Source organism: Tepidanaerobacter sp. GT38, from assembly GCF_021991635.1.
In the GTDB taxonomy this organism is placed as follows: domain Bacteria; phylum Bacillota; class Thermosediminibacteria; order Thermosediminibacterales; family Tepidanaerobacteraceae; genus DTU063.
The window spans coordinates 1-18,878 of record NZ_JAFFJA010000036.1; the positions used below are offsets into that span (position 1 = coordinate 1).

At 36.7% G+C, this 18,878-nt stretch carries 16 protein-coding genes and 1 other annotated feature; of the genes, 11 read left to right on the forward strand and 5 right to left on the reverse strand.

Going from position 1 to position 18,878, the window contains the following annotated elements:
- Positions 1-80: 80 nt before the first annotated feature.
- Positions 81-341 (forward strand) — a binding site (T-box leader).
- Positions 342-406: 65 nt separating this feature from the next.
- Both ilvB and ilvE read left to right on the forward strand, forming a co-directional pair.
- The gene (ilvB, locus tag JT739_RS06175; RefSeq protein ID WP_237660237.1) at positions 407-2,086 is read left to right on the forward strand and encodes a biosynthetic-type acetolactate synthase large subunit; all 1,680 of its coding nucleotides are present in this window, start codon (positions 407-409) and stop codon (positions 2,084-2,086) included.
- 47 nt (positions 2,087-2,133) lie between these two features.
- Complete coding sequence (gene ilvE, locus JT739_RS06180; RefSeq protein WP_237660238.1) at positions 2,134-3,012, forward strand: branched-chain-amino-acid transaminase; 879 nt, start codon at positions 2,134-2,136, stop codon at positions 3,010-3,012.
- A gap of 39 nt (positions 3,013-3,051) precedes the next feature.
- On the opposite strand, the gene JT739_RS06185 is transcribed toward ilvE, so the two are convergent.
- The gene (locus JT739_RS06185; RefSeq protein ID WP_237660239.1) at positions 3,052-4,134 is read right to left on the reverse strand and encodes a DUF3866 family protein; all 1,083 of its coding nucleotides are present in this window, start codon (positions 4,132-4,134) and stop codon (positions 3,052-3,054) included.
- 301 nt (positions 4,135-4,435) lie between these two features.
- On the opposite strand from JT739_RS06185, the gene JT739_RS06190 reads away from it, so the two are divergent.
- The 9 genes from JT739_RS06190 to JT739_RS06230 all read left to right on the forward strand — a co-directional run bounded on the left by JT739_RS06190 (position 4,436) and on the right by JT739_RS06230 (position 14,745).
- A complete protein-coding gene (locus tag JT739_RS06190) occupies positions 4,436-7,051 on the forward strand; it encodes a sigma 54-interacting transcriptional regulator (protein WP_237660240.1) in 2,616 nt (871 codons plus the stop codon).
- Between the two features lie 209 nt (positions 7,052-7,260).
- Positions 7,261-7,668, forward strand: a complete 408-nt coding sequence (locus JT739_RS06195; protein ID WP_237660241.1) for a PTS sugar transporter subunit IIA — start codon at positions 7,261-7,263, stop codon at positions 7,666-7,668.
- A 30-nt stretch (positions 7,669-7,698) separates the two neighbouring features.
- Entirely contained in the window at positions 7,699-8,181 is a 483-nt protein-coding gene (locus JT739_RS06200; protein ID WP_237660242.1) for a PTS sugar transporter subunit IIB, read from the forward strand.
- Positions 8,182-8,238: 57 nt separating this feature from the next.
- Positions 8,239-9,396 (forward strand): alanine--glyoxylate aminotransferase family protein, encoded by a 1,158-nt coding sequence (locus JT739_RS06205; protein WP_237660243.1) that lies wholly within the window; start codon positions 8,239-8,241, stop codon positions 9,394-9,396.
- 144 nt (positions 9,397-9,540) lie between these two features.
- Positions 9,541-11,187, forward strand: coding sequence for a PTS system mannose/fructose/sorbose family transporter subunit IID (locus tag JT739_RS06210; RefSeq protein WP_237660244.1), 1,647 nt, complete (start codon positions 9,541-9,543; stop codon positions 11,185-11,187).
- A 148-nt stretch (positions 11,188-11,335) separates the two neighbouring features.
- The gene (locus JT739_RS06215) at positions 11,336-11,719 is read left to right on the forward strand and encodes a PTS sugar transporter subunit IIA (protein WP_237660245.1); all 384 of its coding nucleotides are present in this window, start codon (positions 11,336-11,338) and stop codon (positions 11,717-11,719) included.
- A 43-nt stretch (positions 11,720-11,762) separates the two neighbouring features.
- The gene (locus tag JT739_RS06220; RefSeq protein WP_237660246.1) at positions 11,763-12,257 is read left to right on the forward strand and encodes a PTS sugar transporter subunit IIB; all 495 of its coding nucleotides are present in this window, start codon (positions 11,763-11,765) and stop codon (positions 12,255-12,257) included.
- Positions 12,258-12,325: 68 nt separating this feature from the next.
- Positions 12,326-13,492 (forward strand): MalY/PatB family protein, encoded by a 1,167-nt coding sequence (locus JT739_RS06225; protein ID WP_237660247.1) that lies wholly within the window; start codon positions 12,326-12,328, stop codon positions 13,490-13,492.
- A gap of 149 nt (positions 13,493-13,641) precedes the next feature.
- Positions 13,642-14,745, forward strand: coding sequence for a DgaE family pyridoxal phosphate-dependent ammonia lyase (locus tag JT739_RS06230; RefSeq protein ID WP_237660248.1), 1,104 nt, complete (start codon positions 13,642-13,644; stop codon positions 14,743-14,745).
- A gap of 32 nt (positions 14,746-14,777) precedes the next feature.
- Here JT739_RS06230 and JT739_RS06235 read toward each other — a convergent pair whose 3' ends face one another.
- The 4 genes from JT739_RS06235 to steA form a co-directional block, all read right to left on the reverse strand.
- Positions 14,778-15,608, reverse strand: coding sequence for a glycosyltransferase (locus JT739_RS06235; protein WP_237660249.1), 831 nt, complete (start codon positions 15,606-15,608; stop codon positions 14,778-14,780).
- A gap of 385 nt (positions 15,609-15,993) precedes the next feature.
- Complete coding sequence (locus tag JT739_RS06240) at positions 15,994-16,695, reverse strand: glycosyltransferase family 2 protein (RefSeq protein WP_237660250.1); 702 nt, start codon at positions 16,693-16,695, stop codon at positions 15,994-15,996.
- Complete coding sequence (locus JT739_RS06245; protein WP_237660251.1) at positions 16,692-17,576, reverse strand: copper transporter; 885 nt, start codon at positions 17,574-17,576, stop codon at positions 16,692-16,694. Before JT739_RS06245 ends, JT739_RS06240 begins: the two co-directional genes overlap by 4 nt.
- Before the next feature lie 13 nt (positions 17,577-17,589).
- A complete protein-coding gene (gene steA / locus JT739_RS06250) occupies positions 17,590-18,708 on the reverse strand; it encodes a putative cytokinetic ring protein SteA (protein WP_237660252.1) in 1,119 nt (372 codons plus the stop codon).
- Positions 18,709-18,878 lie beyond the last annotated feature (170 nt).

The following is an 18,878-nucleotide window of genomic DNA, read 5'->3' on the forward strand; positions in this document are numbered from 1 at the left end:
TATCACAGAATAACAACATTGAAATCAATTTAAGAGTTGTATGTTTGAAAATTTGATGGTATAATCTAAACTAATATATCAAAAAAGCTGTGAAGAGAAGAGTAGTGGTATTTTCAAACTACAGAGAGTCGGGTTGGGTGAAAGCCGATGTTTGAAAATACTAACGAAGATCGTCTCGGAGCTGCCAGGGTGAAATTTGAGTAATCCTGGCCGGGACCCCAATGGGGAAATGGCCCCCGTTAAGAAGGCCGGGTATCGGGTATATGCCCTGTACCTACTGAGGTTTATACCGTGAGGTATAAATGAATTAGGGTGGTAACGCGAGGTTCTTCGCCCCTTTTTATAAAGGTTGGTGAAGAATCTTTTTTTATACTATCAGCAATACATTACAAAAAGAGGTGAGAAAATGACTGGAGCAGAACTCTTACTAAAAACATTAACAGAATTGGGCGTTGACACTATTTTTGGATTTCCCGGTGGTTCAGCCTTACCTATATATGATGCCTTATACAGCTATAAAAAAATCAGGCATATCAGAACGGTCCACGAACAGGGGGCAGCCCATGCTGCAGATGGTTATGCAAGAGCCACAGGAAAAGTTGGGGTGGTGCTCAGTACCTCTGGGCCTGGGGCTACAAACCTGGTCACGGGAATAGCCAATGCATATATGGATTCAATACCGATGGTGGCTTTTACCGGCCAAGTGTCCCTGGATTTATTGGGCAAGGATTCTTTTCAAGAAGTAGACATAACAGGAGTTACCCTGCCGATAACAAAACACAACTTTCTGATTCGAGATAAAAGAGACATTGTAAAAAAGGTTAAAGAGGCATTTCACATTGCTACAAACGGCAGACCGGGACCTGTACTGGTGGATTTGCCCAAGGATGTTATGATGCAGCAAATAAGCGAAGATGAGATAAGAAAAGATATCAACGGATTTATTGATACATTTTCTTCAAAGCAGCGTTTAACTGAAGACTTTGGAAAATTAGTTGAAAAAGCAGCCCAACTGATTTTGAATGCAAAAAGGCCGGTAATATACGCCGGTGGCGGAATTATTAGTTCTGATGCAAGTAGTGAATTATTACAACTTGCAGAGAAAATAAATGTTCCTGTAACGACAACCTTAATGGGAATTACAGGATTTCCTGTAGATAATCCCTTAAGTTTAGGCATGTTGGGGATGCACGGGACTGCTTATGCAAACATGGCCGTGACTAAGTGCGATTTATTGCTGGCATTAGGGGCTAGGTTTGACGACAGGGTTACAGGAAATGTAGCTAAATTTGCACCAGAGGCGAAAATAATCCACGTTGATATAGATCCGGCCGAATTGGGCAAAAATGTAAATATAACTTTAGGAATCAAAGGAGATGTTAAGCAATTCTTAAAGGAATTGCTTAAAGTACTCCCTCAAAAGCAGCACACAGAGTGGGTAAGCGCGGTGATGAATTGGAAAACTTCTTATCCCTTAAAATATTGCGATAAGGGGTTAAAACCCCAATATGTAATTGAAGAAATTTGCAGGCAGACAAAAGGCGAAGCCATAATTGCCACTGAAGTTGGCCAGCATCAAATGTGGGCCGCCCAGTACTATAAATTTAAAGAAAGGAGAACCTTTATTTCTTCAGGAGGTCTTGGCACGATGGGCTTTGGCTTGCCCGCAGCTCTGGGAGCAAAACTGGGCAGGCCGGAGAAACTGGTGTTTAACATTGCAGGGGATGGCAGCTTTGAGATGAATTGCCATGAACTGCTGACCGCTGCAAGATACAATATCCCTGTTATCACCGTAATATTTAACAACAGAAGCCTGGGAATGGTTAGACAGTGGCAGGAACTTTTCTTTAACGAAAGGTATTCCCATGTGCATTTGGATCAAGTGGAAACAGATTATGTGAAATTAGCAGAAGCATGTGGAGTGAAAGGGTATAGAGTTACTGAGAAGGGAGATTTAGCCAAAGCAATTGAGCAGGCTATAAACCTTCAAGCACCGGCAGTTATAGACGTATTAATTGATCCAAATGAAAATGTCATGCCTATGGTTCCTGCAGGCAAAGCCTTAAATGAAATGCTTGGAATTTGAGATTAATGTATCTATTTTACAATATAAATTTGAAGGAGGAGTATAAAGTGAGTATCCAAGTATATGTTAATGGTGAGTTTTTCCCAAAGGAAGAAGCTAAAATTTCAGTTTTTGACCATGGTTTTTTGTATGGCGATGGTGTCTTTGAGGGAATCAGAGCCTACAATGGGAGAGTTTTTAAGCTAAAAGAACACATTGACAGGCTATATAACGGAGCAAGAGGCATAATGCTTGACATCCCGCTTACAAAAGAAGAAATGACAGAGGTGGTACTTGAAACCATTAGAAGAAATCAGCTCAAAGATGCTTATATACGATTGGTTGTATCCCGCGGCACAGGTGACTTGGGCCTTGACCCGAGAAAGTGTCAAAAGCCAACTATTATATGCATTGCAGATAAAATAGTGCTCTATCCTGAAAAACTATACACAGAAGGAATGGAAATCATAACGGCAGCCACTCGAAGAAATCGGCCGGAGGGTGTAAACCCCCAAATGAAATCCCTAAATTATCTCAACAATATTTTGGCCAAAATAGAAGCAAATTTGGCAGGAGTTCCTGAAGCCATGCTGCTCAATACCGAAGACTATGTAGCAGAATGCACTGGCGATAATATCTTTATAGTGAGAGACGGCGTTTTGATTACCCCTCCACCTTATGTAGGAATTTTAATAGGAATAACCAGAAATACCGTCATGGAATTAGCAGAAAAACTTGGAATTAAAGTGGAGGAAAAAGTCTTTACGAGATATGAGGTTTTCACAGCAGACGAATGCTTCTTATCTGGCACAGCTGCGGAGGCAATTCCCGTGGTAAAAGTTGATGGGCGCCCAATTGGCGATGGTAAACCAGGACCTATCACAAAGAAAATCATAGATGCTTTCAAAGAGCTGATTAAGACTGAAGGAACGGAAATATATAAATAGCTCAAGAGCCATTTATAAACAATTAGTTAAAATCGTCTTTTAATCTAAAAGATTGGATGCATAAAATCCTGCTGCACCTGCAGTCATGAAAAATTCCCGTTCTTGTTCAATGCCTCTGCCCATGGTAGATAATTTAAAGTCAAAGTGGGATAAGTTTTCCATGATTTTATGGCTTTCACCAACATAGACAATCTTGTGTTTTTTATCAAGCTCATATTGTATTATTTGATTTTTTATAAATTCCATCTTCTTTTGTTCCATGACGGGAATGACAATTTCCACTTGGGTTTTGGCAATTTCTTTAAGCACCGTAACACTGTGGTGACTTATGCCACAGTGTCTTTTTCTGCTGTCGGCAAAGCTAATTCTGGGGATAAAAATTGGCCTGCCGCCTAAGGTATTTACTGCATCTATAATAGGTCCCTGTTCAATACCTGAAAATCCGTATTTGGTACCTGTCCCTGTAATACCGGGTCCCATTGTCACAACAGCTATGTCTGATTTTAATATATCGAAAGCTGTAATTAGCGCCGTATAAATATTGACAGCCTCAAAATCGCCACCAAAGGCCTGTCCAAAAGTTACGGTACCTTGGATTAATCCTTTTTCCTTTAGGTAAGCCACACTGCGGCTAAAACTTAATGGCAATGCTCCGCCATCGGTCATTATGTATGATACACAAAGCTTTGGCCGATTTTGCTTTATATTGAAAACAACTGGCGGCAGCATGCTGTGAAGTTCGCCGATTATCACTGGCCTGTGTTTCAGGCTTTCGAAATTATTAAATACTTGATGATAAGGGCTTTTTTGCTCTTCGGCACTTAATACGGCAAATTGTAAAGGAGTATACCGAAGTTTCATTATGTGCCCGCCTTTTTCAGTGGAAGGAAAAGAGATGTCCCCATCATTGACTGATACTACGAAGTGATACCCACCGCTGCCCAGTTTCAAATCTTGAGCAGTTGTATTTAAAAGCACTCGGTCACCAGGTTTAACCGCTCCTGTTAAGCTATCATAATTTACAGCTTTATATTCTTCATTACCTATTACAACTGTGATCTCGGTACAATTTTGTCTTTTGCGTATTATGTCTTTTACCTTACCTTTTGCGTAGTTAATCATAAAATGATACCTTCCTATCTTTTTAACGCATATTGGTAGAACTTTAATATTATTATATACCAGTTTAAAACCTTATTACCATTATTATGCCGAAATCTTTTCAAGTAAAGGAAAGTATTTATAAGTAGCAATTTATGGATATATGTTCCTATTATTATGAATGACTTTATAATAGCGAAACCCTATGCTCTTATTTTTTCGTTCATGATATAATCATGATATAATAATGGTATATTAATTGTACTTTTCGGACTAGGTGAAGTGTTAAAAAAATAATAATATAGGAGGAAACATAAGGGACATGACAGCTCCAACGCGAGTTGAGAAAGTTTACGCAAAATTAAGAGAGCTTACTTCTTCCTTATCTTTTAGTAACAATAATGTTAAATATGGATTTGAGGCAGGTTATATATCAGGCCTAACCGGCATTGATCGTGCTAATGTGAGCAGAGAGCTCAACACTTTAGTTAGGATGGGGAAGGTTACAAAAATTAAGGGCAAACCAGTTTTATATTTGGACAGGACATATTTTCGAGAAAAGTGGAATATTTATCTAAATCCAGTTCTGGAAGACTATGCAGAATTTCTTTCTATGCTAAAAGAAAAAGGTATATTGGGAGAACAAAAAAATATTGCTAATGACAAAACAGATTTAAATCTAAAACTTTTGGACAATAGTCTTGATAGCCTAATAGGAGCTCAACATAGCTTAAAAGAACAGATAACAAAAGCTAAAGCCGCTATATTGTATCCTGTTGATGGGCTGCATACATTAATTGTTGGTCCAACTGGTGTTGGTAAAACTACTTTTGCTGAGGCGATGTATGAGTATGCCATACAGTTGGGAGTGCTGCCAAAAAAATCCTCTTTTATTCCTTTTAATTGTGCAGATTACGCTGAAAATGTTCAATTATTGATGTCTCAACTTTTTGGCTATGTAAAGGGAGCCTTTACTGGTGCGGATAAAGAAAAAAGAGGTCTTATTGATGAAGCTGATGGGGGAATTCTGTTTTTAGATGAGGTGCATCGCTTACCGCCGGAAGGGCAGGAAATGCTTTTTACATTGATAGATAAGGGAATATACAGAAGATTGGGAGAATCAGATAATACTAGGAAAGCAAAAGTAAGAGTCATAGCAGCTACGACGGAAGATCCGGAATCGGTCCTGCTTCGCACCTTTCTGAGGAGGATTCCTGTAGTAATCCAGCTACCAAGTTTAGAAAAGAGAACATTAAAAGAAAGATTTATGTTTATACATCAATTTTTTTGGGAAGAATCCCGCCGTATTGAGTTGCCGATAAAGATATCTAAGGAAGTATTGAAGGCCCTGCTATTGTATGATTGTCCCGGAAATATTGGGCAATTAAAAAATGATATTCGTCTCATATGTGCAAAAGCTTTTCTCGAGCATATGATGGCCCCGAGTGAAACAGTTGAAATAGAATTTTCAAAGCTTGCTTTACATATTCAAGAAGGGCTGCTTAAGATAAGGCAGAGCAAGCAAGATGAAGGAATTTTTGCAGAAATTGATAGACGTAAAGATTTTGTAATTGATGGGCGTAATACGGGAGCTGTGAGTGAAATTAATAAAAAATTTTTTATTAGTCACTGCGAAACTGAAGAAGACTTTTATGAGATGATAATAAACGATTGGATTGAATATAATAAAGCTGGTTTGCCTCCAGAAGAAATAAGGGCAATAATTGAAGGCCACATTAAAGAATATTATGAGGAAAATGTATTTTCAAGACAGCCTGATTCACTCTTGAATAGAGAAGTTGTACTAAAATTTGTAAGTCCAAAAGTTTTAGAAGCAGTAGAGTATGCATTTTACAGTGTTAAAGATGAACTTGAAGGACTTATTGAACGGCGCGTTCTCTATACCATTGCATTACATATATCAACACTGTTAGAAAGGTTAAAGAAGGGTATCGTAATATCTCATGGGGATAAGGCAAACATTGGAAAGGACTATCCTCATGAGTATACAATTGCACAGAAAATAAAAGCAAAACTAGATGAAAAATTGTCTGTGCAAATACCGGAAAGTGAGATTGCTTTTCTGACTATGTTTTTGCACGCATTAAGAATAGGCAAAAAAGATGAAAGCATAGGCATTTTAGTTATAATGCATGGAGATTGTACAGCGAGTGCTATGGCTAATGTAGCAAATACTCTTCTTGGAGTAAACCATGCAAGGGCATTAGATATGCCTCTTGATGAGAAGGTGGAAGTTGTGCTCGATAAGGCATGTGATATTGTTACTCAGATAGATAAAGGAAAAGGGGTTCTTTTATTAGTTGATATGGGTTCACTTACGGCCTTTTCCAATATAATATCGCAGAGAACACAAATTTTAACGAGAACAATAGGAATGGTTAGCACACCTATTGTTATTGAGGCTACGAGAAAAGCTCTGATGCCGGGAATAACGCTTGATGAATTAGTGATGGAACTAAAAAGTTCATATTTCACTATATATGACAATAATGATAGTATAACAGCTGAGCATGTACAGATAGATTTTGGTGATAATTTGCCTTTCTTTAAGAAGAATCTGATTGAAATACTAGATAAAACACTAATCTTTTTAAATCCGAATAAAGCATATGACATCTTAGAAGATACATTAAAAAAGATACTGTCAGATATATGCTGTGAAATAGATGAAGAAATACTGATAAAATTTTTATTCCACTGTTCATGCATGATCGAAAGAGTAATTAGAGGTGATAGTTTGCATCATAATAATTTAGATTTTGTCAGAAAGCAGCAGCCAGTCTTGTTTGAAGCTGTAAAAAAGCATTTTGAATCTACTGAGGAATTCTTTGGGATATCAATTCCTGATACAGAGCTTGCTTATGTTGTAGAAATGATTGGCACATATTATGGTTTAGTCGGCACATATATAGCTTAATACTGGCACACATAAATATTTATTATCTCTTTTTAACACACTAGGAAACTTTTAAGCACACTCATATTAAACAATTTTAAAAAAGCAATGACCTTGCTTTTTTTTTGCTTTTAAAGAGTATTTTGCTGCTTACAATATTAGCACTAAAAATGGCATGAATATTGCAATGTAATATTTACACCAAATCTTTTATACAAAGGGGCAGTCTCATGATCGGAATAATCATAGTTACCCATGGAAATTTTGGCAGTGAGCTTTTAAAAAGTACAGAACTCATTATTGGAAAGCAAAAGGGTATTATGGCTTTTGGGCTGTTTCCGGGAGATAGTGTTGATAAATTAAAATGCGATATTGTTAAAGCAGTTGAGCAGCTTGACGAAGGTGATGGAATCCTCGTATTTGTGGATATTTTTAACGGAAGTGCTGCAAGTACAGCTATTATTAGCAGCAGAGATTTAAAAGGCGAAACAAAAATAGAATATATAGCTGGAATTAATATGCCTATGTTGTTAGAAGCATTGATGGTACGAGAAAGTTGTGATTTAAGTAGCTTAAAAAACTTATGTTTAGAGAAGGGAATATCCGGAATAAAGGATTTGCGGAAGTGGTTTTTTTAGAAGTGATATTGCAAAGGGATGTTTGGTACTATGATAAAAATTGTTTTAACAAGAATAGATGACAGATTAATACATGGCCAAATCACTGCCTGCTGGGTTAAACATACTCAGGCACAAAAAATTATTATAGTTGATGATGAGGTTTCGAGGGATCCATTTCTTTCTAAAGTAATAAAAAAGGCAGCTCCATCAGATATAGAAACGCTGATCTACAGCACTGAAGATGCAATCAAGGTTTTGAAAGATAACTTTACCGAGAATGAAACTGATTGTGACAAAACAATTTTATTGCTAAAAAATTTGAGAACGTTGCAATCGCTGATAATTAATGGAGTTAAATTAAAAGAAGTTAATATAGGTGGCATAAGTGCAGGCCCGGGAAGAAGGTTATTGAGTAAAAATATTTTTGTCTCTGCGGAAGAAAGAGAAGTATTAAAGAATCTAGTGAGAGAGGGTGTGTATGTATACTTACAGGTATTGCCAAGTGATCCGGCAATTGCTTTAAGCTTTTAAACAATTCATTCAGTCATTATTTTAAAACCATTGTTATCAAGGTAGGAGGAATATTTAATGATAGAAAAAGAGCTATTAATGATTCCGGGGCCCACACCACTTCCACCGCGTGTGGTTGAAGTCATGACTAGACCAATAATTAACCACAGAGGTCCTCGATTTAAGGAAATATTTAAAAAAGCTATTGAAGATCTAAAAGAATTACTTAATTGTAGCGGAGATGTTTTTCTTATTCCCTCTTCAGGGACTGGAGCCATGGAACTGGCTGTAGATAATTTTACAAGTAAGGGTGACAAAGTAATTGTAGTAGCTAACGGTATTTTCGGAGAGCGCTTTCACCAAATGAATATGGCTAGAGGCAGGAATTCCCTGAGCTTAAACGTCCCATGGGGGAGAGCAGCAAAGGCAGAAGAAATAGAGAAGGTGTTATTGGCCAATCCTGATGCTAAAGCTATTTTTATCATACATAATGAAACTTCTGCTACCACTATAAACAATATTAAAGAATTGTCATCAAAAATCAAGGAAGTATCTAATTGCTTGATAATTGTTGATGCTGTTAGTTCAATTGGTGTTACAGAAATAGATATGGACAATTGGGGCATTGATGTTGTAGTTGCTGCTTCGCAAAAAGGTTTAATGAGCCCGCCTGGAATTGGAATTGTAGCCGCAAGCCAAAGGGCGATGGAATATGCTTTACAAAAAAAGAGTGAAACGTACTATTTTGATGTAAAAGGCTGGAAAAAAAATGTTGATCTAGACCAAACGCTTACAACTTTTCCGGTGTCTATTTTCTTAGGACTGAGTGAAGCATTAAAAATGATAAGGGAGGAGGGATATAAGAACGTTTATGAGAGGCATATAGCATATCGCAGTTTGGTTAGAAATTCTTTAAAGGAGCTTAACTTGAAACTTCTCGCGAATGACCAAGATGCTTCGCCTAGCCTTACTGGAATATATGCACCGGAAGGGATAAATGCTGACGACATAATAAATGCAATGCGCCAGCGTTATAGAGTTGAAATTGCCTCAGCTCAAGGGAATCTTAAAGGAAAGGTTTTTAGAATTAGTCACATGGGCTATATTACCTCCAATGATTTGTTAGTCACAATTTCTGCACTTGAATGTGTACTTAAAGATCTCGGTTATAACGAAATAGAGCTTGGCAGAGGGACAAAGAAATTTTTAGAACTACGAAGAAAGTTTGAAGTGTAATGTAGCTTATGTCTATGCAATTTTAATATTTAATCTTCAACATATTCAATTTACAATTACTCTCCTTGGATTCCCTAGGTCACTTGTAAACTTAATAATGTTTTAACAAGAAGACAATTAAATATTTCATATGGAGGGTATAAAATGCAAACTCAAGCATTGACTTTAACTGCTGGTCAAGCGGCTATAATTGCTTTATGGATTTCTATTGTTATGACTCGTAGTACGGGTTTTTCTTCGACTGCCTTTAGGTATAGTCCTCTAATGACGGGTTTGGTTGTTGGCGTCGTTATGGGAAATGTGCCAGAAGCAATGATGGTTACAGCAGCAATTCAATTGATTTATTTAGGGGTAATATCGCCGGGCGGTTCTACGCCAAGTGAACCAGCTGTGGCAACCGCAATAGCTGTCCCTGTAGCACTATTATCAGGTATGGAACCAACAGAGGCAGTTACAGTTGCAATACCTGTTGGACTGTTAGGTTCATATCTTTATCAATTTAGATTCTTTCTAAACACGGTTGTTGTAACTCCATTGGTTGATAAATATGTAAAAGAAACCAATGATAGGGGAATAACTTTTGCCGCTATTGTTGTACCAATCATTCTGGGAACTGCTCTGTTTTTCCCAGCAACATTTATAACATTGTATAAAGGTGTACCTCTAATAGCTGAAGTGGTAAAACTTTTATCAGGACGCAGTATCCACGTGCTTCGTGCCATTGGCGGAGCATTGCCAGCGGTTGGAATTGCTGCCACACTTAAAGTAATAGGCAAGAAAAACTTAATGCCTTTCTTTCTGCTAGCATACTTCCTAGTTATTATCTTACAGCCGTTAGAAATAAATACTCTGACTTTCGCAATTTTAGGAGCAATAATTTCTTATTTATATGTAATGGTTACTATGGAAAGAGAAGAAGAGACAGGTGCCGAATTTGAAAATTATGTGAATGAGCATAGTGAAGTAGGTCAATTTACAGACAGAGAGCTTCATCAAATCTGGCGCAGATGGCGTTATATCAATGAAATTCCTCATACCTTTGATAGAATGATTGCATTTTCACTTCTTTGGTCATTAATACCAGGTTTAAAGAAATTATATAAAAATAAGGAAGATTTAAGGGATGCCTACGAGAGGCATGCACAATTCTTTAACACTGAGTGTATCGGAGGGGCTCCTATTGTAGGAATTGCACTTTCCTTAGAAGAACAGAGAGCCAAAGCGCTAGCAGAGGGGAGAGAAGAAGAGGCTGTCAGCACAGAAGTAATAAACGGTACAAAGGTGAGCCTCATGGGACCCTTTGCTGCATTAGGTGATTCAATAGAAGAGGGAACGATTCAATACATTTTAATTGCCCTATTCCTTCCTTTAGCTAATTCAGGAAACTTTTTAGGTGGAATACTTCCATGGTTAATATGGATTATAGGAAATTACATCTACGGCTTTTATTTCCTTAAGGTTGGATACAAATTAGGGCTTAATGCAGCAACCAAAATTCTCAGCGGTAATATTATGAAATATACCCTTACAGGTCTATCGATACTTGGGCTTTTCATGATGGGTGTTTTAACCGCTTCTTATGTAAGTGTAAGTTCACCGTTGACCTGGGAAATTTCGGGCAAGGTATTTGAACTTCAAGCTATACTTGATAGTGTATTCCCGGGTTTATTGCCAATAGCTGTAGTAATGGGTGTATACTTCTATTTTGAGAAAAAAGGTCTAAATGTGCTGAAAGCACTTTTGTGGCTGGTAGTAATTTTTGCCCTATTAGGGGTGCTGAATATTATTTAGTTTAATCGAAATATGCTAAAATTGTGTTAGTACTGGAAAATAATGCTCCACCAGTACTAACACCTTTTACATTCTTATTAATTCCGAAGGTAAATGCGAGCAATCAAAACAGCAGTTACTCACGAAGAAGGGAGAGCAAAATATTAAAATGGTTTATGTACTAATTATTACTCACGGGTGTTTTGGCAAAGAATTATTGAGAAGTGCTGAGTTGATTATGGGTGAACAACAAGATGCCAAAGCCATTTGTCTCAATTTAGGCGACGAAGTTGAAGCTTTAAGAAATGAAGTCGAAGATATTATAATTAAAAATAAGAGTTTAAATAAAGAAACTATAATTTTTGTTGATGTATTGGGTGGCAGCCCGTCAAATGTTGCATTATATATGTCTAATAAATATGGTACAAAAGTTATTACAGGGGTTAATTTACCAATGTTGCTTGAATTGTTTGCTTCCAGAAATACTGATACAGTGGAAGAACTAATTGATAAAGCTTTTAAATCGGGAATTGGAGGAATCAATAAAATTTAAGAGTCAATGAATGATCATTTATTTTAAATTGGGAGGTTTTTAAATGGGAGAAATTGTTTTAGCTCGAGTAGATGACAGATTAATTCATGGTCAAGTTATGACAAAATGGTCAAGAGGATTAGGTTGTAATGCGATTTTTGTAATAGATGATGTAATCTCTAAGGACCCGCTAATGAAAAATGTTTATTCCATGTCAGCGCTGACTTCCGGTTTGACGATTAAAGTACTGAGTGTAGATGAAGTAATGCAAAACTGGAAAGAAACAAAATTCGGGAAATACAAGGTAATTTTATTATTCAAAAATATTGAGACTGTAAAGCGGGTAGTAAGCGAGGGATTAAATATTCAAAAATTAAATATAGGTGGCATATCGAAGAAAGAAAACTCCAAATTTGTAATCCCTAGTGTCGCACTGACAAAATCAGATGCTGAAATTTTAGAGGAATTAAATGAAAAATATGGTGTAGAAGTAACGTTTCAGATGTTGCCTGATACTAAAAAGGTGAGTTTGGCCGATGCATTGAAAACTTTAGATTAAAAGGAATCAAAATACATTGACATTTAGCTGTGGCTTTACACTTAATAATGAAAGTAGAGGTTTTGACGATGACAACCGGATTTGATGATATAGATGAAATAAAACAGTATGGTTCCGAAAAATGGTATGGACTTAAGGAAAAATTTGGGACAGAAGACCTAATACCTCTTTGGGTTGCCGATATGGATTTTAAAGCTCCACAACCTGTTATAGAGCGACTAACAAAAGTCTCTCAATTTGGAGTTTATGGCAATGTCAAAAGAACAGATAATTATTATGCTGCGATAATTAACTGGATGAGAAAAAGATACAGTTGGAATATAAGAAAGGAATGGATAGGTGCTGGCACACGAATTATTCCATCAATAGGGTTTGCTATGCGTGCACTTACTCAACCGGGAGATAAGGTTATAATACAGCCGCCAGTATATGATAATTTTGCCAATATAATTAATAAGTGCGGCAGGGAAGTTGTGACTAACCCGTTGATTTTTAAAGATAATAAATATTATATGGACTTTATTGATTTAGAAAAGAAAGCGCAAGATCCGAAAGTGAAAATGATGATCATTTCAAATCCGCATAATCCGGTTGGCCGGGTGTGGTCAATGGATGAACTTACCGAGTTAGGAAGAATATGCATAAAACATAATATTATAGTAATTTGCGACCAGGCTTATGCAGATCTCACATATCCATGTGTCAAATATATTCCATTCGCTTCGATTTGTGAGGATTTTGCACAAAACTGCATAACATTCAGTTCCCTCAGCAAGCCCTTTAATTTAGCAGGGATTCATACAGCGTATGCAATTATTCCAAATAATGATATACGCAAGGCTTACGATAATTTCATTGAATCACTGCATTTGAAGCGAAGCAGCTTATTCAGCTTAGTCGCCACAGAAGCTGCATATGAAGAGGGAGAAGGGTGGCTAAATGATGTAATAAACTATATTTACGCAAATTTACAGTACATGAAAAGTTTTATCGAAGCACATATTCCAACTATAAGAGTTATAGAACCAGAATTTGCATATTTAGTGTGGCTAGATTTGAGGAATATTGCGACTGATCCTGCTCAATTAGATGACTTTTTAGTTAAAAAAGCTAGACTCGCTTTGAATAATGGTGCAATGTATGGGGAAGGCGGCCATGGGTTTGCACGAGTAAATATAGCTTGTCCAAGAAAAATTTTAGAGGCCGCTTTAGAAAGGATTAAAAATGCAGTTTAATCTTGTTAAAATCCTATAAATATTCCTCATTTTTTTCGTGTAGTTATTTAGTTCCATTGCTTCTCTTGATTTAATCAATGAAACTCTCCTTATATTAAAATAACAAATGGAATAAAGTTAATTTAAGCCTAGAAAGGTAGAAATGGAAAATGAGTATATATCAAAAATATGATTTAAAACAAATTATTAATGCAAGCGGAAAAATGACGGTTCTAGGAGGGAGTGCTGTAGACGAATCAGTAGCACGCGCTATGTTCGAAGCTGCGCAAGATTATGTTGATATTCAAGAGTTGATGGTTAAAGCAGGTGAGATAATTGCTAAAGTAACTACAGCTGAAGATGGCTGTCCAACAGTTGGAGCTGCAGCTGGTATAGCAATTTCTACAGCTGCTTTAATAGTGGGGACAAATTTGTCCTTAATTGAACAACTGCCACACAGTGATGGATTGAAAAATGAAATAATTATTCAAAAGGGGCATTTGGTAAATTTTGGTGCCCCAATAGCTCAGATGATTAGATTAGGTGGCGGCAAAATAGTTGAGGTAGGGCAAGTAAACCATGTGGCAAAAGATCATATTTTAGATGCAATCTCTGAAAAGACTGCTGCCATTTTTTATGTTAAATCCCATCACACCGTTCAAAAAGGAATGTTGTCAACAGCAGAAGTTATTGAAATAGGAAGAGAAAAAAATATTCCGGTTGTTATTGATGCTGCGGCAGAAGAAGATGTAAAACCGTATATTCAGCAGGGAGCCAATCTTGTAATATTTAGTGGAAGTAAAGCTTTAAACGGACCAACTTCGGGCTTTATATGCGGCCAAAAAGAATTAATTGAAGCTTGCCGCATGCAATATAAGGGAATCGGAAGGGCAATGAAAGTTGGGAAAGAGCAAATTATGGGTCTAATCACAGCATTGGAAACTAAAAAAGATGAAGCAAAAAATGTGCAGGAGCAACTACAAAAAGCACAATGGATAGTTGAGCAGTTTAAAAATATTCCTGGAGTAAGTGCTTCAGTTGTACCAGATGAGGCGGGGAGAAAAATTTTTCGCGCACAATTAAAATTTGATGAACAAAAGCTAAAAATTTCAACCTATGAAATCATAAAACAGTTAGAAGAAGGGGAACCTGCTATTTTTACCAGGAATTATTATGCAAATTTGGGTATGATATCCATCGATTTACGGCCGCTTCTTCCGGGACAAGAAAAAATAGTTGTTAACAGATTAAAAGAAATTCTAAAAGTTCAATAAAACATCTAATTTGCAAATCCAGTTCTGTATATCTATGACCTGCCCAGATTATCCAGATATTTTAAGAAGGAGTTTTTCTCAATTAGTTCTGTAAGTGAGTATTTTTCCGTAAAGATATGTACACCTATTAGGCATGCCAAAATTGCAATTTTAGTATACAAGCTAAAGGCTGATGCAGCTAAAAAACCAACGGAAGCACCGAGCACATTAGAGCCTGCATCGCCCATCATGGAATGTGCTTTTAAATCATAAGGCATATAACCGATTATAGAGCCGGCAAGAGGTATAAAAGGGACTGCAGCAGCGAATTTATCTGTTAGATTTAAACCAACTATAATCCCAAGAAATGCAATTATATAAACCTTGATAGCTCGACCAGGTCTTAAATCAAGCAGATTAAAAAAGTTAGTAAAAAGGGCTATAATTAACGTATTTACGATAACTTCGAAAAAGCCTGATGTAAAAGATATACTGATGACAAATGCCACTAATAATCCTACGACAGCCTTTAAGGCTCCTGTTGTGAGCCGGCCTTTGAGCAAGCTTTTAAAATGACCTTTAAGCCCCAGAACATCTCGAGTTCCCAGCATATCATCAATAAAACCTATAAAGCAGATTGTCGTAATTGCAAATTGAATCGAAAGGGCATTGAGCAAAGAGCGTTTTGCTATCAAAGTAAGCAATACATACCATAATAGCGAATATAGCGGAAACACTATGCCGATTCCTTGAGGTATCATCTCGCCTCTATAATTTTTTACAAGCCTGCCGCTTCGCTCAAACATTTCTATAAAAAAAGGCGTAAGAGCAAAGCTAAAAAATGTAGCAGCAACTAAGATTAGCAAAACATAAATCGTTAACAATGGTTTTTCCTCCACTAATTTAAATTGATTTTAGGTATGAATTCACAATAGTTTTTCATGTGCTTACGTTATTTTTTCAGGTAATACTAACAAGAAAAAGTTAATTTTTTGTAAAGGCTGCAAGGGATTTTCGCTAAAGTCAATAAAAGCTCTCTGCAAGGTTACAGAAAATAACTAGCAAAACTGCCAAGAAGTTCGTAGGTAATACCATCAAAAAAATAAACCTGAGCGAGCGGTATTGCCTGATGAACACAGTATATGCTTATAAATGTTATTTATATAATATTAAAGTAAGTTAATTTATTTCATATAACAATTGATAATATTTTACCAAGCAATTTTGTTTTGCACGTCAAGTAATACCCTTTACTTAAAGTTCTTCTATTTAGACATTACTGGAAGCAAAAGCTTTTGAAACAAGCACCTTTAATATGTGCCAGAACTGCTTTCCTCTGTGTAAAAATCCCTTCAAATCTCTGCTGGTAACATCGTGATGCATGTCTACATCCACTTCTTTGACCACAAAACCCTTATTTAGTATGTCAATCAGCATTCCGACTTCTATTCCAAAGCCTTCAGGAATTGTGCCAATAGCCTCAAGAACTTCCCTTTTAAATGCTCTTTGGCCAGAGAGAGCACTTGTTACACTTTGCCCTGTGAAAAATTTTATGCCGTAATGGGCAAGGGCTTTAACGAAACCGAAGCCTTTCTTTTTGGCAATGGATTTAAATCTGCCAATTACAACATCAGCTTCGCCGCTTAAAATTGGAGCGATCAATTTATATGCTTCGCTGGAGCTTTCCCGAAGGTCAGCATCTAAAAATACAATGATATCGCTATGGGCTTCTTTTAGGCCTTCACGAAGAGCGTTGCCTTTTCCTTGGTTCCTTTTTAATTGAATTACTTTTACTCCAGCTTCGATGGCTTTTTTAGCTGTTTGGTCTTGGGAACCGTCGTCGATTACTACGATATCCAAATTTAGATTATTTTTTCGCGAAAAAGTATCATTTAATTTCTCAAGGCCTTTTATGGTGTATGTTATGTTATTTTCTTCATTAAATGCCGGTATCAGTACGGTTACTTTCACCTGTTGTTTTCCTCCTCATTTAAATAAGGCATTAATGCCTGGGCACTTTTCTTAACACCGTAATTACCTTCTTTTCCGTTTATTACTAGAATCAATGAAGTTTGACCTATGATAGTATCTACATTGTCCACCGTTGACAGTTTTTGTTTTTTATAAATTTCTATGTAAGAAGTTTCTACAGTGGTGGTTTCCACCCCTACCAAAGGTAGAGATAATTTCTTTAGTTCTTTTATCAGTGGTATATCTATGATTTCAGGTTTGTTGTTTTTTTCACTGCTGCCACCTGCCAAAACCACGTAGTCAGCAGGCTGTTGCAAATCGCCATTGACATATATGATACCCTTTTCTATTAAGAAGGCAATATCATCGGGGTTGTAGTTGCCGGCAATGGTAACTGCTATTCTTTTGAGAATAACTGGAATTAGATTGTCCTTTTCATCAATACCGAAATATTCCATAATATTGCTTATTTCCTCATCGTTCATATAAAGCAACTTGTCGCTGATGATAGTTACTGAAGTGACTTGTGCACCGGCTGTCTTTAAAGCTTGTCTCATACTGGTATATGTATATTCATCTGCTGTTTCTAATATTATTATATGCACACCAGATAGTTTGTTTTTTATATAATCGGGAAATATGTTTTTTATGTAATTTTCATTTATATCATTAGCGGCTGATAGTTGTTTAACCTCATTTTGCAGGTCTAAATTTATGCGATTCAGTTCATCAAACTTGTTTTCCATTCTTTGGACTGTAATTTCCTGCTGTTCCAAAATAATATCCTGGGAATCTATTTGTATCCCTATCAGTATTCCTATGCCGAGGGCCAAAAAAATAGAAATTACAGTTATTACCAAGTACTTTATATTTATCAGCATTATTTCAGCTCCTTTAAGGTAAAAGCAGTTTCAGTCGAAGTTCCAGCAGTTTTATGGCATGTTTAATGGGAGGGGAAATGGTGGAAATTACTATGATGGGCACCAAAGCTGCGGCAAAGATGCCAAACATATAGGAAGGTTTTAATTTTTGATTGTATAGCTTACTTACCCCTTTAGCATCTACTAAACTAGATCCAATTTTAAGTCTGACTAAAAAGGTGCTGCCCATGCCTTTGCGGCCTTTTTCAAAGAAATCAATCATGCTAGAGTGGGTTCCTACTGCCACGATCAAATCAGCTTCCTTTTCATATGCAAGTAGCATAGCAATGTCCTCACTGGTGCCTGGAGCGACGAAAGTTTTGGCATCAAGACCTAGCTGTTTTATTCTTAGAAGACCTGGGGCCTTGCCGTTAGGGTAAGCGTGCACAATAATATCCCTGCATATTCGCAAGGCCTCATCGCTTACACTATCCATATCCCCGATAACAATATCAGGTTTATATCCATACTCCAGTAAAGCATCAGCACCGCCATCTACACCTATAAGTACCGGTTTTACTTCATCTATATATGTTTTTATTGCAGCCAAGTCCTCTTTATAATTGTTGCCACGTACTACAATTAGAACATGCCTTCCTTTGATAACTGTATCAGTTTTTGGTATTTCTACTCCGCCCATTATTAAATATTTCTCTTTTTTGGCATATTCCAGTGTGTTATCTATAAACTTGTCTAGGGATTTCTCAATATTTTTTTTAGCATCTTGCATTAGAACCTTTACCTTGTCAGACGTAAGGAATTCACCTTTTGCCATTAACCTGTCATCAATATAGATTTCTCCATTGTCTGCAATTGTAACTTTTGAGCCTTCATTGCATGACATGATTTGTTCTCCCACATTGTCAATTATGGGAATATTTGCATCCAAAATAATACTGGGCCCCGGATTTGGGTAGCGGCCAGTTATGGATTTTGCAGCATTTATTACAGCTTTGACTTTACTGCTAGTTAAGCCTAATGCTCCAACTTCATCAATATCTTCGTGGTTTATTATTGCAATGTCACCGGGTTCAAGCCGCTTAATAAGGTTTTTAGTTTTTTTATCTATTTTTGCAGTGCCTGTTATAGTCATTTGTTACACCTCAAAATATGAGACTCTTTTGCTTTGAATATAATTTAACACAACTGCTTAACAATCTCAACTTACGCCCATTCTGCAATTTTATTGCAACTGCTGATTTAGATTGATATAATAGCGTATATAATTAATAGTACGTAAATTAATCTAAAATGCTCAAATTT

Coding starts and splice junctions, on each gene's coding strand:
- JT739_RS06230 (WP_237660248.1), top strand. CDS start 13,642: ATGAGTATATATCAAAAATATGATTTAAAACAAATTATTAATGCAAGC.
- steA (WP_237660252.1), bottom strand. CDS start 18,708: ATGACTATAACAGGCACTGCAAAAATAGATAAAAAAACTAAAAACCTT.
- JT739_RS06200 (WP_237660242.1), top strand. CDS start 7,699: ATGATAAAAATTGTTTTAACAAGAATAGATGACAGATTAATACATGGC.
- JT739_RS06220 (WP_237660246.1), top strand. CDS start 11,763: ATGGGAGAAATTGTTTTAGCTCGAGTAGATGACAGATTAATTCATGGT.
- ilvB (WP_237660237.1), top strand. CDS start 407: ATGACTGGAGCAGAACTCTTACTAAAAACATTAACAGAATTGGGCGTT.
- JT739_RS06225 (WP_237660247.1), top strand. CDS start 12,326: ATGACAACCGGATTTGATGATATAGATGAAATAAAACAGTATGGTTCC.
- JT739_RS06205 (WP_237660243.1), top strand. CDS start 8,239: ATGATAGAAAAAGAGCTATTAATGATTCCGGGGCCCACACCACTTCCA.
- JT739_RS06185 (WP_237660239.1), bottom strand. CDS start 4,134: ATGATTAACTACGCAAAAGGTAAGGTAAAAGACATAATACGCAAAAGA.
- JT739_RS06215 (WP_237660245.1), top strand. CDS start 11,336: ATGGTTTATGTACTAATTATTACTCACGGGTGTTTTGGCAAAGAATTA.
- JT739_RS06195 (WP_237660241.1), top strand. CDS start 7,261: ATGATCGGAATAATCATAGTTACCCATGGAAATTTTGGCAGTGAGCTT.
- JT739_RS06210 (WP_237660244.1), top strand. CDS start 9,541: ATGCAAACTCAAGCATTGACTTTAACTGCTGGTCAAGCGGCTATAATT.
- JT739_RS06190 (WP_237660240.1), top strand. CDS start 4,436: ATGACAGCTCCAACGCGAGTTGAGAAAGTTTACGCAAAATTAAGAGAG.
- JT739_RS06245 (WP_237660251.1), bottom strand. CDS start 17,576: ATGCTGATAAATATAAAGTACTTGGTAATAACTGTAATTTCTATTTTT.